The organism is Actinotalea fermentans (assembly GCF_007991475.1).
Taxonomy (GTDB): domain Bacteria; phylum Actinomycetota; class Actinomycetes; order Actinomycetales; family Cellulomonadaceae; genus Actinotalea; species Actinotalea fermentans.
In genome coordinates, this window is the sequence record NZ_BJYK01000009.1 from 109,217 (window position 1) to 124,382 (window position 15,166).

Genomic DNA, 15,166 nt, shown 5'->3' on the forward strand with positions numbered 1-15,166 from the left:
GCGACGGTGACCTCCTCGAGGTGACCACCAAGGCACGTCCCCGGTCCGGGCGGCGCTCGTCCGGACCGGGGGCGCACCAGACGTCGGCGGCCCGTCCCGGGACTCCCGAGACGGGCCGCCGCGTCGCACCGGGCGGGCGGCCCGGTGCCGTCGCCGCACCTCCCGTGCCTGGGGCCGCCATGTGCGGCCACGGGGCACCGGCAGCTCGGGAGCGTGCGGACGGGTGTGCGGGGGCCGGAGGGGCGGCCGGCCCCCGCATCTCTCACCGCTCGTGCCGGCCGGTCGTCACGACCACGGCCAGTGCCAGCCGCCCTCCCACGGCCACGTCCAGCCCTGCCGGTGCTGGTCGTCAACCAGGACCGCGACCGTCCGGGCCGGCACCGTCACGGTCCCGGTCGCCCGGTCCCACTCGGTGCCGCGCACGACGTCGTCGCTGCCGCGGGCCTGGACCGGCGAGAGCGCGTACCGGTCGCCGGCAAGCCCGGCGATCGGGACCGACACCTCCTCGGGCGTGGCGTTGAAGACCACGAGCACCCCGTCCAGGCGGCGGTCGACGTCCCGGCCCACGGTGTCGTCGATCCGCATGACGATCACACCCGGGTCGGCGTCCGGCCCGCTCGCCGGGAACGAGACCTTCTGCTCGATCAGGTCGGCGTCGCCGAGGCGGAACAGGTCGGTCGAGAACCGCAGCTCGAGCAGGTCCTGCGCCGCCTGCGTGGCGGTCGCCACGTCGTCGGCGGTCGGCTGCAGGGCCGGGTCCGCGAGCAGCGGCTGCTGGAACGGCCACTTCGCCTCGTTGTCGCCCGCCGGCGGCAGGCCGTGGCCGAACCCGTTGTCCTCCCCCGTCCAGTCCAGGGTGTTGAACCAGTCGCCGGAGTTGTAGGAGTTGCGGTCCAGCGACTTGCTGCGCAGCAGGTCCGCGCCCGCGTGCCAGAACGACGGGGTCTGGGCGAGCGCCGTCGTCGCGAGCGACAGGGTGTTCATGCGCACGCGCTCGTCCATCGGGGTGTCCGTGGGGAGCTTGAGCGTCAGGGCGTCCCAGAGCGTCTCGTTGTCGTGGGCGTCGACGTAGGTGACGACCTCCTCCGGCGAGTCCGCGTACCCGGCGGGCTGCCCGTTGTAGTCGAGCTCGGCGCCGGTCTGCACCACGCCCGCGCTGGTGAGGAACGCGAAGTCGCGGAGGTTGCCCGCCAGGCCGAGGCGCACGAGGTCGGCCTGGTGCTGCGCCCGCGTGAGCTGCGCGGCCTCGTCACCGTTGACCGCCGCCCCGTTCGGGTCGACGTACGCACCCGAGCCGAAGCCCTGGATCCGCGGGTCCTCGTCGAACGGGCCGCCGCCGCGGACGGCGTCGCGCAGCCGGTCGCTGAAGGTGCCGATGCCGGTGCCGCCCAGCTGACCCTGCGTCGCCTGCGTGAACAGGCGGTTGTCGGCCACCTCGCCGAAGCTCCAGCCCTCGCCGTAGAGGTACACGTCCTCGCCGTCGACGCCGTCGCGCCACCGGTCGAGCCCGTCGAGCGCCTCGCGGACGGCGAGCATGGTCTCGCGCGAGTGGTGACCCATGAGGTCGAAGCGGAAGCCGTCGACCTTGTAGTCGCGGGCCCAGACGACCACCGAGTCGACCATCATCTTCTCGGCCATGGCGTGCTCGGTCGCGATGTTCTGGCAGCAGGTGGAGGTCTCCACGGCCCCGACGGCGTTCAGCCGGTGGTAGTACCCGGGCACCACGCGGTCGAGGATCGACAACGGCGCCTGGCCGCTCGCCGAGGTGTGGTTGAACACCTGGTCGAGCACGACCTGAAGGCCGTCGGCGTGCAGCGCGCCGACCATCGTGCGGAACTCCGCGACGCGCGCCCCGCCGTCCGGGTTCACCGCGTACGAGCCCTCGGGCGCCGACCAGTGCAGCGGGTCGTAGCCCCAGTTGTACCCGTCGGTGTCGCGGACCTGGTCGATGCAGGCCTGCTGCTCGGCCGAGTCCGGCGGGAACGACGCGAGGTCGCACGGCGGCGTCTGCTGGGCGCTCCGGTCCTCCTCGATCGTCGCGATGTCGAACGTCGGGAGCAGGTGCACGGTCGTCAGGCCGGCCTCGGCCAGGTCGCGCAGGTGCTCACGGCCGTCGGAGCGGCGCTGGGCGAACGCGAGGTACGTCCCGCGCAGGTCGGCCGGCACCGTCGCGTCGTTGATCGAGAAGTCGCGCACGTGCAGCTCGTAGATGGTCTGGTCGACCGGCTCGACGTCGGGCTGACGGGCGTGGCGCCACTCGCGCGGCTGGAGCGCCCGGTCGTCGAGGTCCACCAGCACCGAGTGCGTGGAGTTGATCGTCAGGGCGACCGAGTACGGGTCGGTGACCTGGTTGACCTCGACGGCGTCGGTGCTCGGCGCGTAGACCGTCACCTCGTACAGGTACGCGTCGCCGGACCACGACCGCGCGCCCGTCACCGTCCAGGAGCCGTCCGCCTGGCGCTCCATGGCCGTCCGCGTCGGCTCGGCCGACAGGTCGGCGTCGGGCCAGCGGAGCAGGTCGACGTCCTGCGCCGTCGGGGCCCAGAGCGCGAGCGTCGGCCTGCCGCCGCGGCCCCAGGTGGCGCCGAGGGCGCGGTCCGCGGCGTCGGCGGCCCACAGGTCGTCGAGCACGCCCGGGATCTGCACGCCGGTGACGGCCGTGAGGTCGTCGCCCTCGTACTGCCCCACCACGAGTTCCCCGCGCAGCCACGCCTCGACGTCGGCGCGGTCCACGGCGTCGGGCAGGGTCAGGGCGACGTAGCCCGCGAGCTGCGGAAAGCGCGCCAGCTGCTCGTCGGTCAGGGCGCCGGCCGCCGCACTGAGCTCGACGGCCTCGCCGCCCTGGACGGCGCCGTCGGCCACCTCGAGGGAGGCGTCCGGGGCGTGGTGCAGGCGCCAGGTGAGGCCGGCCGGGTCGGCGTCGCCGACGAGCTCCGCCGGCCAGGCGATCGTCCCCGCGTCCACCCAGTGCGCCTGCTGCTGGCCGAGGCCGGGCAGCGGCGGGTCGGTGATCTCGATCGTCAGGACGTGCGTCGTGATGTCGTAGGTGAACGTCACCGGCTTGCCGCCCGGGGCGCTGAACGGGATGTTCGCCCCGTCGCGCGCTCCCCCGGCGCCGTAGTTCTCGCCCCACGACAGCTCGTGCGCGACCTTCACCTCGTACGCGCCGGCCGGGATCGCCGCCGCCGTGTACGTGTAGACGCCGTCGCCGTCCTTGTCCTGCAGCGACGTGACCAGGCACTCCGGCTGCCAGTCGCCCGGGCAGCCGACCTCGCTCTGGTACGAGCCCGGCAGCGTGATCAGCGGGCCCTGCGCCGAGGAGGTGAACCACTTCGTCGCGTCGTCGTAGACGAACGTGACGGCCTGCGCGGAGGCCAGCGTGAAGGACACGTTCGCCCCGCCGCCCACGCCGCCCGCGCCGTAGTTCTCGTCCCACGTGCCGCCGATGGCGATCTTGTACTCCCAGGTGCCCGCCGGGACCGTGAAGGTGCCCGCGTAGACGCCGTTCGCCAGGTGCCCCAGCCTGATCTCCGTGCAACCCGGGTCCCAGTCGCCCGTGCAGCCGAGCTCGGAGTTCAGCGTGCCGGGGATGGACACGACCAGGTCGGTCCGGCCCGGGACCGGCCCGGGCTCCTCCGGGTCCTCCGGCACGACGCCGTCGACCCCGACGCCGACCGACCCGTACGTCGAGGCGGCGACCGTGGTCCCCGCGGCGTCCACGCTCACGGCGCGATACTCCACGAGGGCGCCGGCGGGGAGCCCCGAGACGTCGTGGAAGACGCGCGGCGTCGTCGTCTCGGCCGTGCCGAGCGGCGTCCACGCGTCCGTGCCCACCAGGCGGTACGCGAACGAGGTCTCGGCCCACACGCCGTCCGGCACGTCCGCGCGCACCGGGCTGACGCCCGTGAGCGCCGCGCCCGGCGTCGGCAGGTCGACGGCGATGTCGCCCGCGCCCGCCGCGACTGGCGCGTCCGCCACGAGCACGACGGCGGAGAAGGCCGGGACCGTGAGGGTGACGGCGCCGTCGGCGTCGGCCGTCACGGGTGCGTGGCCGCCGTAGAGCGGGGCGAAGCCCGCGCCCGGGGTGAGCGTGTCGACGGTGACGGTGGCGGCGTCGGCCGCGTTGTTCACCGCCACGAGGTGCTCGATCTTCTCGTCACGCTGCACGCGCGAGAACGCGTACACGGAGTCCTCGCCCGCCCCGGAGACCGGACGCTCGATCTGCGCGCCCGACTCGAGGGCCGGCGTCGCGTCGCGCAGGGCCGCCAGGCCGGCGATGTGCTCGTACAGCGGCGCGTCGGTGTCGAACCGGTCGGCCGAGCCGACCGTCTCGCCGGTCAGCAGCAGCTGGCCGGTGTACTCGGCCACCTGCGACGCGAACATGCTCTGCCTGGCGCTCTTGTCGCCGCCCAGGCCGACGAACCCCTGCTCGTCGCCGTAGTAGACGACCGGCTGGCCGCGCGTGAGGTACATCAGCGAGTGCGCGAGCTCCGAGCGCTCCAGGCCGTTCCCGTTCCCCGCGACGAAGAAGCCGATGCGGCCCATGTCGTGGTTGCCGAGGAACGTCGGCAGGGCGGAGGCGCTCGTGGTCGGCGTCGTGTACATGTCGTCGCCGGCGAAGAGCTCGCTCAGCGTGGTGGGCTCGAACCCGCGGGCGAACCGCGACGCCGCGGACTGGAACGTGAAGTCCAGCACCGAGCTCATGTCGGTCCGGCGCACGTACGGGGAGAGCTTGGCCGGGTCGGCGTCGTACACCTCGCCGAACATGAAGAAGTCCGGCTTGCCGTGCGCGTGGGCGTAGTCGAGGACGCGGGTGGTCCACTCCTCCCAGAACTCGAGGTTCACGTGCTTGACGGTGTCGATGCGGAACCCGTCGATGCCCAGGTCGATCCAGGACTGGTAGACGTCGACGAACCCGTCGACGACCCGCGGGTCCTCGGTCATGAGGTCGTCCAGGCCGGAGAAGTCGCCGAACGTGGTGGACTCGCCGCTGTAGGTCGAGTTCCCGCGGTTGTGGTAGGCCGTCACGTCGTTGAGCCAGGCCGGGACCTTGAGGTCCGCGTCCTGCGGGTCGACCACCGGCGTGTAGGGGAACGAGGCGACCGGGTCGAGCGTCGGGAAGTCGTCCCTGCCCGCGTTGGCGCCCGGGTCGAAGGGCGTGACGCCGTCGGCCAGGAAGTACGGGCTCGTCGCCTGGTCGATGTAGGAGTACTGGCCCTCGGCGTAGTCGATGACGTCGGCCGTGTGGTTGGTGATGATGTCGAAGTAGACCTTGATCCCGCGGGCGTGCGCCTCGTCGATGAGCGCCTCGAGCTCGGCGTTCGTGCCCAGGTGCGGGTCGATCTGCGTGAAGTCCGTGATCCAGTAGCCGTGGTAGCCGGCGGAGACGTCGGCGGTCCCGGCGCCCTGCACCGGCTGGTTCTTGAACGACGGCGTGAGCCAGATCGCCGTCGTGCCCAGCCCGTCGATGTACGGCAGCTGGGCGCGCAGGCCGGCGAGGTCGCCGCCGTTGTAGAAGCCCTTGTCGGTCGGGTCGAAGCCCGTGACCAGGCGGTCGCCGGTGAGGCCGCCGGCGTCGTTCGACGCGTCGGCGTTGGCGAACCGGTCGGTCATGACGAAGTAGAACTGCTCGGTCGAGCCGGGCTGGCGCACGGGCGGGGCCACGAGCGCGTCGTCGGCGGCCGTGTAGTCGCCCGCGAGGTCGAGGGGCTGGATCGCGATCCGGTGCGTGGTGTCGTCGTAGACGACGCGCAGGCGCGTGGGGCCACCGACGATCAGCGGGATGTTCGCGCCGCCCGCGACGCCGTCCGCCCCGTAGTTCTCGGTCCACTCGTCGTCGAGGGCGACCTTGTACTCGTACGCGTAGCCCTCCGGCGGCGCGGCCCCCTCGGGCGCGAGCTCGAGCTCGGCCGCGTAGACGCCCGGCACCGCGGTCGGCGCCAGCTCGGTCTCGGCGCAGGCCGGCTGCCAGTCGGCTCCGCAGCCCAGCTCGGTCTGCAGGCTGCCGACGAGCGCCGGGCTGCGCTCGCCGTCGGCGGCGATGGCCGCGGTCGGCAGGAGCGCGACGACGCCGGTCACGCCGAGCGCGAGGGTCGTCGCGGCGGCGACCGCCGCGCGTCGGCGCCCCGGGCCGGAACGGTGAGATGCGTGCGGGCGTACGGATGCCGCGGACATGGGACCCCCTCGTCGCCAGGGTTCGCGTGATTTCACCCGGGTGAATGGCCGGTGCGCGACTGTAACGCGTTGCAGCAAGATCCAGCAATGGGATGACTGACGGCGGTCGTCCCCACCGCCCTGCGCGCGCGGGCCCGGGTGAGCAGGATGGGTCCATGGACGACGAGCTCATCGGCCTCGAGGACCAGGGTTGGCAGGCGCTGCGGGCGGGCGGCGGCACCGTCATCGCCTTCTACAACTCGGTGCTCGACACCCAGGTCACGATGCTCCTGCCGGGCGGCCTGACCATCACCAGCCGGCCCGCGGCGCTCAAGGCCATGTCGGGCGCGCCGTGGGACTGGTACCACCTGTCCGACTGGGCGGTGCAGCACGTCACCGACGACGTCGCCGTCGTCACCTACTCGGCCGCCGCCGAGCGCGACGAGACGCCGTACGCGGCGCTCGTCTCGAGCCTGTACGTGCGCCGCGCGGGCGGCTGGCGGCTCGCGTTCCACCAGCAGACGCCCCGCTGACGGGCCGGCGCGGGCCGGCGCACGGCGCCGCCGGCGCCGCCGGGGCCCCTCAGCCGGCGAGGTTCGCGGAGAAGAACGCGACCAGGTCCCCCGGGAAGCCGGTGTCGAGCGTGTGCCCGCCGGTGAAGACGTTCGAGCTCGCCGGGATCCCGTCCTCGGCGAGGAGCCCGAGCAGGTACTCCGAGCCCTCGGGGATCCAGCGGTAGCCGTCCGCCGTGCCGTACGCGATCCGGATGGCCGCCAGGCGCTCGGGCTGGGCGAGGTAGTCCGCGACCTTGCGCTCGAGGTCGCCGTACCCGGACTCCCACGCGGCGACGGCGGCCGGGTCCTGGGCGCTGAGCGGCGCCCTCGGGTCGATCGACAGGTGGTGCGGGTACGGCGCCTGCGGGGCCGGCGCGAAGGCTGCGCCGTAGCAGTCCCACGCGCCGTTGTCGGCGAGGAAGCCGGCCAGGCCGTCCGCCGGCCGGAACAGCCCCGGCGAGGCCGCGTAGAGCGCACCGAAGACCTCCGGGTGGGCCAGGCCCACGTTGATCGCGCCCGACCCGCCCATCGAGAAGCCGGACAGCCCGCGTGAGGCGGCCTCGGGGATCGTGCGGTACGTCGCGTCGACGTACGCGACCAGGTCCTGGGTGAGGGCGTCCTCCGCGTTCCCCGTCACCGGCGAGTTCGCGTAGAAGGTGTTGCCCATCGAGCTCTCGCCGTCCAGCTCGACCACGATGAGCTCGCGCATGCCCTCCTTGCCCATCTCCGACCAGAGGACGGGCGCCAGGCTGCGCAGCCGGCCCACGGGCTCGTCGGCCCCGGCGAGGTAGTAGACGACCGCGTACCGCGCGTCGGAGGTGTCGTAGGTCGGGGGCAGGTGCACGACGACGTCGCGCTCGGCCGGGTCGCCCAGGATGTTGTTCGCGAGCGACGGCGTCGGGACGGTCTCGGCGACGGAGCGGCCCTCGCCGAGGTCCTCCGCGGGCGTCCGGCCGGCGGCCGCCTGGTCGGCCTCGGGTCCTGCCGCGTCGGCCGCCCCGTCGGCGGCGCCGCCGCAGCCGCCGAGCACGCCCGCGAGCGCGAGGGCGGCGAGCCCCGCCACCAGAGTCCGACCTGCGCGCACGATGCCTCCCGCCCGACGGCGCCCGCCGCGCCGTGCCCGACCGGAGACGCTAGACGGCCAGGGACACGGAACGGGCGCCCTCCGGTGACGATCCGGTCACCAGGTCGTCACGATCCGGTCTGGAGCCCGACGGTCGCAGCCGCGGCAGGCCGCGCCGGCCCGCCCGCTACCCGAGCAGCGCCTCGAGCCGGGCCCGTGCGGCCGCCGTCGCGACGTGGTCGGGCAGGTCGAGCTCGACCGTCTTGTCGCGGGAGGTGAGCCCGGTGACCAGGGCGACCTGGCGGCGTCGGAGGCCGAACGCGTCCGCGACCGCCGCGAGCGCGGCCTCGGTCGCGGCGCCGTCCACCGCCCGCGCGCCCACCGCGACCACGAGCCGGCCGGCGTGCGCGCCACCCACACGGGTGCGCGAGGCGCCGGGGCGCACGCGGATGTCGACCTTCACGGCCCCATCCTCCCGCGCCCCGGGCTCCAGCCGGGACCACCCGCGGCTAGAGGAGGCCGAGGTCGCGGACGGCGTCGCGCTCGTCGACGAGCTCGGCGATCGAGGCGTCGATCCGGGCGCGGGAGAACTCGTTCAGCTCGAGCCCCTGGACGATCTCCCACCGGCCCTCGCGCGAGACGACCGGGTAGGAGGACACGAGGCCCTCGGGCACGCCGTACGAGCCGTCGGACACGATGGCCGCGGAGGTCCAGTCGCCCTCGGGCGTCCCGTGCACCCACGTGCGCACGTGGTCGATCGCCGCGTTCGCGGCGGAGGCCGCCGACGACGCCCCGCGCGCCTCGATGATCGCGGCGCCGCGGCGGGCGACCGTCGGGATGAACGTGTGCTCCACCCAGTGCTGGTCGAGGACCTCCGGTGCCGGCCGGCCGCCGATGGTCGCCTGGAAGACGTCCGGGTACTGGGTCGCCGAGTGGTTGCCCCAGATGGTCATCCGGCGGATCGCGCTGACCGGCATGCCGGTCTTCGTGGCCAGCTGCGACAGGGCCCGGTTGTGGTCCAGGCGGGTCATCGCGGTGAACCGGTCGGCCGGCACGTCGGGCGCGTGCGACGCCGCGATCAGCGCGTTCGTGTTGGCCGGGTTGCCGACCACGAGCACGCGCACGTCGCTCGCCGCGCCGGCGTTGATCGCCTCGCCCTGCGGGCCGAAGATGCCGCCGTTCGCCTCGAGCAGGTCGCCGCGCTCCATGCCCGGCCCGCGCGGGCGGGCGCCGACCAGCAGCGCGACGCCGACGCCGTCGAACGCCTTGCGCGCGTCGTCGAAGATGTCGACGGACTCGAGCGTCGGGAACGCGCAGTCGGCGAGCTCCATCGCCGTGCCCTCGGCCGCCTTGACCGCCTGCGGGATCTCCAGCAGGCGCAGGCGCACGGGGGTGTCGGGGCCGAGCATGTCGCCGGACGCGATGCGGAACAGCAGCGCGTACCCGATCTGGCCGGCGGCGCCGGTCACGGTGACGGTGACCGGCGCGTTCTCGGTGGTGCCCGCCATGGGTGCTCCTTCGGTCGTCGTCGGCCGGTGGGCCTGGGGTTACGGCCTGGGACCTGGCGCGGGGCCAGGGTGGGGCAGGTGCTGCTGCTCGCCGGCCGCGGGCCGGGCGAGGTCAGGCGAGGCGCCGCCCGAGGTTCTCGTCGAGCGTCGCCAGGAACTCCTCGGTGGTCAACCAGGGCGTGTCGCGCCCGACGAGCAGTGCGAGGTCCTTCGTCATCGCGCCGCTCTCGACCGTCTTCACCACGACATCTTCGAGCGTGTTCGCGAAGCCGACCACCTCGGGGGTGCCGTCGAGCTTGCCGCGGTGCGCGAGCCCGCGCGTCCACGCGTAGATCGAGGCGATCGGGTTGGTCGACGTCGGCTGGCCCGCCTGGTGCTGGCGGTAGTGCCGGGTGACCGTGCCGTGCGCGGCCTCGGCCTCGACCGTGCGGCCGTCCGGGGTCATCAGGACGGACGTCATGAGGCCGAGCGAGCCGAAGCCCTGCGCGACGGTGTCGGACTGCACGTCGCCGTCGTAGTTCTTGCAGGCCCAGACGTAGCCGCCCTCCCACTTCATCGCGGCGGCGACCATGTCGTCGATCAGGCGGTGCTCGTAGGTGATGCCGGCGGCCTCGAACGCCGCCTTGTACTCGGTCTCGTAGACGTCGGCGAAGATGTCCTTGAAGGCGCCGTCGTAGGCCTTGAGGATCGTGTTCTTGGTCGACAGGTACACCGGGTAGCCGCGCTGCAGGCCGTAGGCGAACGACGCGCGGGCGAAGTCGCGGATGGACTTCGTGAAGTTGTACATGCCCATCGCCACGCCCCCCTCCTCGGGGAAGCGGATGACCTCGTGCTGGATCGGCTCCGAGCCGTCCTCCGGGGTGAAGGTCAGCGTGAGCGTGCCGGGGCGGTCGACCTTGAAGTTCGTGGCGCGGTACTGGTCGCCGAACGCGTGACGGCCGATGACGATCGGCTTGGTCCAGCCCGGGACCAGGCGCGGGATCGTCGAGATGATGATCGGCTCGCGGAAGACGACGCCACCGAGGATGTTGCGGATGGTCCCGTTCGGGGACAGCCACATCTTCTTCAGGCCGAACTCGGCGACGCGCGCCTCGTCGGGGGTGATCGTGGCGCACTTGACGCCGACGCCGTGCTCCTTGATCGCGTTCGCCGCGTCGACGGTGACCTGGTCGTCGGTCGCGTCGCGGTTCTCGATCGACAGGTCGTAGTACCGCAGGTCCACGTCGAGGTACGGGTGGATGAGGCGGTCCTTGATGGCCTGCCAGATGATGCGCGTCATCTCGTCGCCATCGAGCTCGACGACCGGGCCGGCCACCGTGATCTTCGCCATGCGCTCTGCTCTCCCCGTGTGCTCGACGATGCGCCCCCAAGATTACTCGACGTCGAGAGATCTTCACGACGCCGGCCCTCGCCGCCGTCACACAGCAGAAGCACAGCGAGGTGGTCGCCGCCCACCGGTCGCGCCGCACGGGCCCCGTGGCATGATCGGGGCCGTCCACAGCCCGAAATACGCCGAAGGGACAGCCATGTCCACCGCACCGGATCCCTACCTCGCGCACCCGCCCGGCACCGCCGTCCAGCCCCACCTGCTCGGCGAGGCGGGCGTGACCGAGGCGCCGCCGCGGGTCGGCCTGCTGCCGCGCGTCGGCGCCGAGGTGCTCGGGACGTTCGCCCTCGTGCTGACGATCCTCGGCTCCGCGCTCTACGCGAACCTCACCTCGATCGGGCTGTTCGGCGTCGCCGTCGCGACCGCGCTCGTGCTCGCCGGCCTCATCGCCGCGTTCGGCCACGTCTCCGGGGGCCACTTCAACCCCGCCGTGAGCCTCGGCGCCGCCCTCGCCGGCCGCGTGTCGTTCGTCGACATGCTCGCCTACTGGGCCGCCCAGGTCGTGGGTGCGCTGCTCGCGGCGGTCGTCCTCGTCGTCGCGATCCCCAAGGGCCTCGCCGCCGCGATCACGGGCAACCCCGACGCCGGGACTGCCGACTTCTTCGCCACGGTCGCCAACGGCTGGGGCGAGCAGTCGCCGCTCTTCGCCCAGACCCAGGGCTACACCTCGCAGGCCGGGCTCGACGCCATCACGTTCGACCTCAAGACGGCGCTCATCCTCGAGGTCGTCGGCACCGCCGTGTTCGTCGCCGTCATCCTCGGCGTCACGGGCCGCAAGGCCGCCGCGTCGACCGCACCGTTCGCCATCGGCGGCACGCTCGGCGCGATGATCCTCGTCACGGGGCTCATCACGAACGCCGGCCTCAACCCGGCGCGCTCCACGGCCGCCGCCCTGTTCGCGGGCGGCGACGCCCTCAGCCAGCTGTGGCTGTTCTGGGCCGCCCCGCTCATCGGCGCCGCGATCGTCGGCCTCCTGGTGCTCGCCTTCGCGCCGGCGCCGCCCGCCGCGTACGACGCCGAGGCCTACGACGACGTGCTCGACGGCGACGACGAGCTCGACGAGGCGGACGACGCCGAGACGGTCGTCGTCGTCACCGAGGAGACCGTCATCGTCACGGACGACGAGGACGAGCGCCGCTAGCTCGTCCCGGCCTGACCCGTCGTCTGTCCCGTGCGCGGGACGCCCCCGGTGCCCGAGGAGACACCGGGGGTCAGGGCGAGGGTGGCGATGGCGGCGGCCATCGCCAGCAGCAGGACGGCGTCCTGCCAGACCGAGCGCACCGCGACGCCCTCGGGGCGGCGGCCGCGCCACAGCAGGCGCGCGACGGCGGCCCCGGTCAGGGTCACCGCCAGCACGAGCAGCCCCTCGGTCGCGCCGACGAGGTAGCCGGTCCCGATCGCGACCGCGAGGCCCGTCGCGACCACCCAGAGCGCGGGTGCCCGGTGCCGCTCCTCCTCCGTCACGTCGGTCAGGTTACCGTTGACGAGTGCCCGAGGACCGACCGCTGCCGCCGTCCTCGGTGGTCGTGGTCGGGGGCGGCCTGGCCGCCGCCGCGTCCGTCGCGGCGCTGCGCGCCGAGGGCTTCGCGGGCCACCTGACGGTGCTCGGGGCCGAGGGCCTGCCGCCCTACGACCGCCCGCCGCTGTCCAAGCAGCTGCTGACGCGCACCGAGCCGGTCTGGCTCGCGGACGAGGGGCTCGCCCTCACGGCCGACGACGTCCGCCTCGCCGAGCCGGCCACCGGGCTCGCCGTCGAGGGCTCCGGCGTCCGCGTCACGACGGTGGCCGGCGAGGTCGCCGCCGACGCCGCGGTCCTCGCGACCGGCGCCCACGCCGTCCTGCCGGCGGCGCTCGCGGGCGCCCGCACCCTGCACACGGCCGCCGACGCCGCCGCCCTGCGCGCGGCGCTGCGCCCGGGCGCGCGCCTCGTCGTCGTGGGGGCCGGCTGGGTCGGCGCCGAGGTGGCCGGGGTCGCCGCTGCCGCTGGGGTGACCGTCACGGTCGTCGAGGCCGGCGCGGCGCCGCTCGGCGGCGCGCTCGGCCCCGCGATCGGGGCCCTGACCGTGCCGTGGTACGCGGCGGCGGGCATCCGGCTGCTCACGGGCACGCAGGTGGTCGAGGCCCACGCGCACGGGGTACGGCTCGCCGACGGCGAGGAGCTCGCGGCCGACGTCGTCCTGGCGGCGGTCGGCGCGCGGCCGTCGTCGGCGTGGCTGGCCGGCGCGCTGCCCGTGGCCCACGACGGCTCGATCGAGGTCGACGGGGCCTACCGGGTGCCCGGCCAGCCGCGCGTCGTCGCCGTCGGCGATCTGGCGCGCCGCCGCTCACCGCGGCACGGCTGGCTGCCGGGCGGGCACTGGGACGGCGCCCTGCGGGGCCCCACGGTCGCGGCCCGGGCGCTGCTCGGCCTGCCGGTGGACGGCCCCGAGCACGACCTCGCGCCCTACGTGTTCTCCACCCAGCTCGGCCACGACCTGGGCCTCGTCGGTCTGCCGGGCCCGGGCGACGACGTCGTGCTGCGCGGGGCGCCGGGCGAGGGTGGGTTCGGCGCCGCGTGGCTGCGCGCCGGCACCGACGAGCTGACCGCGGTGCTCGCCGTCGACCGCCCGCGCGACGTGTCGGCGGCCCGGCGGCTGTTCACCGGACCAGCGCTGCCGCGCGTCGACCGGGCGGTGCTCGCGGACCCGGCCGCGCCCCTGAAGGCCGCGCTCCGCCCGGCCTGACGCGCGGGCGCTCCCCCGCAGCGCCCGCAGCGCCCGCAGCGCCGGATCGTGGAGCGTTCCGTCCGTCGGGCGGACGGAACGCTCCACGATGCCGAGCGGGGCCGGCTCAGTGCGCGAAGTGGCGGGTGCCCGTCACGTACATCGTGACGCCAGCGGCCCGGGCCGCCGCGACGACCTCCTCGTCGCGGATCGAGCCGCCCGGCTGGACGACGGCGCGCACGCCGCCGTCGAGGAGGATCTGCAGGCCGTCCGCGAACGGGAAGAACGCGTCCGACGCCGCGACCGCGCCGCGGGCCCGCTCCTCGCCGTGACCGTTCGCGCGCTCGACCGCGAGCCGGCACGAGTCGACCCGGTTGACCTGCCCCATCCCGACGCCGACCGACGCGCCGTCGCGCGCCAGCAGGATCGCGTTGGACTTCACGGCGCGCACCGCGCGCCAGGCGAAGGCGAGGTCGGCGAGCGTGGCGTCGTCGGCGGCCTCGCCCGACACGAGCGTCCACGTGGTCGGGTCGTCGCCGGTGGCGTCGATGCGGTCGCGGTCCTGCACCAGGAGGCCGCCGGTGACCGGCCGGGTCTCCACCACCGCGGCCGGGCCGCCGTCGACCACGAGCAGCCGCAGGTTCTTCTTGGCGGTGAGGATCGCCAGGGCGTCGTCGTCGTAGCCCGGCGCGACGACGACCTCGGTGAACACGGGCCTCAGCTGCTCGGCCATGGCCCGGGTCACCACGCGGTTCGCGGCGACGACCCCGCCGTACGCGGAGACCGGGTCGCACGCGTGCGCCTTGGCGTGCGCGTCGGCGATGTCCACGCCGACGGCGATGCCGCACGGGTTCGCGTGCTTGATCACGGCGACCGCCGGGCCGGCGTGGTCCCACGCGGCGCGGTACGCGGCGTCGGCGTCGACGTAGTTGTTGTAGCTCATGGGCTTGCCGTGCAGCTGGCGGGCCTGCGCGAGGCCGGGGGCGCCGTGGCCGTTCGTGTAGAGGGCCGCGCGCTGGTGGGGGTTCTCGCCGTAGCGCAGGACGGCGGCGCGGTCCCAGGTGGCGCCCATCCAGACCGGGAAGCCGGTGTCGACGGCGCCGTCGGCGGTCTCCACGCGGTCCGTCGGCGACAGCACGTTGCCCATCCACGAGGCGACGTGCACGTCGTACGTGGCGGTGTGCACGAAGGCCGCCGCCGCGAGCGCGCGCCGCTCGGCGAGCGTGAAGCCGCCGGTCGCGGCCGCGCGCGCGACGTCGTCGTACCTGGCCGGGTCCGTGACGACGGCGACGCTCGGGTGGTTCTTCGCCGCGGCCCGGACCATCGAGGGGCCGCCGATGTCGATCTGCTCGACGCACTCGTCGGGGCTCGCACCCGACGCGACGGTCGCCGCGAACGGGTAGAGGTTGACCACGACCAGCTCGAACGGCGCGACGCCGAGCTCGGAGAGCTGCGCGAGGTGCTCGGGCCGGCGGGTGTCGGCGAGCAGCCCCGCGTGCACGCGCGGGTGCAGCGTCTTGACGCGGCCGTCGAGGCACTCCGGGAAGCCGGTGAGGTCCTCGACGCGCGTGACGGGCACGCCGGCGTCGGCGATGCGGGCGGCCGTGGAGCCCGTCGAGACGAGCTCGACGCCCGCGGCGTGCAGGGCGGTGGCGAGCTCGGCGAGGCCGGTCTTGTCGTAGACGCTGACGAGCGCGCGGCGGATCGGGCGGCGGGTCTCGTCGGCGGTCGGGTCGGCGACGTCGGGCAGGGGGGCGAGGTGCGACATGGCGGCTCCTGGCTCGGGTGCGGATCGGATG

10 protein-coding genes are annotated in these 15,166 nt (G+C 74.3%); 3 read left to right on the top strand and 7 right to left on the bottom strand.

The annotated features are described in order from the left end of the window. Positions 1-285: 285 nt before the first annotated feature. Positions 286-6,174: a pullulanase-type alpha-1,6-glucosidase gene (pulA, locus tag AFE02nite_RS12430; RefSeq protein ID WP_052113609.1), complete on the bottom strand. Its 5,889-nt coding sequence runs from the start codon at positions 6,172-6,174 to the stop codon at positions 286-288. Positions 6,175-6,329: 155 nt separating this feature from the next. Between pulA and AFE02nite_RS12435 the strand changes: the two genes are divergently transcribed. Further along, on the top strand, positions 6,330-6,686 hold the full coding sequence (locus tag AFE02nite_RS12435; protein WP_052113610.1) for a nuclear transport factor 2 family protein: 357 nt from the start codon (positions 6,330-6,332) through the stop codon (positions 6,684-6,686). A gap of 49 nt (positions 6,687-6,735) precedes the next feature. Here AFE02nite_RS12435 and AFE02nite_RS12440 read toward each other — a convergent pair whose 3' ends face one another. The 4 genes from AFE02nite_RS12440 to AFE02nite_RS12455 all read right to left on the bottom strand — a co-directional run bounded on the left by AFE02nite_RS12440 (position 6,736) and on the right by AFE02nite_RS12455 (position 10,608). Next, positions 6,736-7,791 carry an alpha/beta hydrolase-fold protein gene (locus tag AFE02nite_RS12440; RefSeq protein WP_186814555.1) on the bottom strand — a complete coding sequence of 352 codons (1,056 nt, stop codon included), beginning with the start codon at positions 7,789-7,791 and terminating at the stop codon, positions 6,736-6,738. Between the two features lie 166 nt (positions 7,792-7,957). Then, the gene (locus AFE02nite_RS12445) at positions 7,958-8,233 is read right to left on the bottom strand and encodes a DUF167 domain-containing protein (protein WP_146819759.1); all 276 of its coding nucleotides are present in this window, start codon (positions 8,231-8,233) and stop codon (positions 7,958-7,960) included. 46 nt (positions 8,234-8,279) lie between these two features. Further along, a complete protein-coding gene (locus AFE02nite_RS12450; protein WP_034248796.1) occupies positions 8,280-9,278 on the bottom strand; it encodes a malate dehydrogenase in 999 nt (332 codons plus the stop codon). Between the two features lie 112 nt (positions 9,279-9,390). Continuing rightward, on the bottom strand, positions 9,391-10,608 hold the full coding sequence (locus tag AFE02nite_RS12455; RefSeq protein WP_034248797.1) for an NADP-dependent isocitrate dehydrogenase: 1,218 nt from the start codon (positions 10,606-10,608) through the stop codon (positions 9,391-9,393). 196 nt (positions 10,609-10,804) lie between these two features. On the opposite strand from AFE02nite_RS12455, the gene AFE02nite_RS12460 reads away from it, so the two are divergent. Beyond that, positions 10,805-11,806 (top strand): aquaporin, encoded by a 1,002-nt coding sequence (locus AFE02nite_RS12460; RefSeq protein ID WP_052114032.1) that lies wholly within the window; start codon positions 10,805-10,807, stop codon positions 11,804-11,806. Here AFE02nite_RS12460 and AFE02nite_RS12465 read toward each other — a convergent pair. Beyond that, entirely contained in the window at positions 11,803-12,129 is a 327-nt protein-coding gene (locus AFE02nite_RS12465; protein ID WP_034248802.1) for a DUF3017 domain-containing protein, read from the bottom strand. The genes AFE02nite_RS12460 and AFE02nite_RS12465 overlap by 4 nt on opposite strands. 23 nt (positions 12,130-12,152) lie before the next feature. On the opposite strand from AFE02nite_RS12465, the gene AFE02nite_RS12470 reads away from it, so the two are divergent. Then, complete coding sequence (locus AFE02nite_RS12470; protein WP_146819761.1) at positions 12,153-13,388, top strand: FAD-dependent oxidoreductase; 1,236 nt, start codon at positions 12,153-12,155, stop codon at positions 13,386-13,388. 106 nt (positions 13,389-13,494) lie between these two features. Here AFE02nite_RS12470 and purH read toward each other — a convergent pair whose 3' ends face one another. Further along, complete coding sequence (gene purH, locus AFE02nite_RS12475; RefSeq protein WP_146819762.1) at positions 13,495-15,135, bottom strand: bifunctional phosphoribosylaminoimidazolecarboxamide formyltransferase/IMP cyclohydrolase; 1,641 nt, start codon at positions 15,133-15,135, stop codon at positions 13,495-13,497. Positions 15,136-15,166 lie beyond the last annotated feature (31 nt).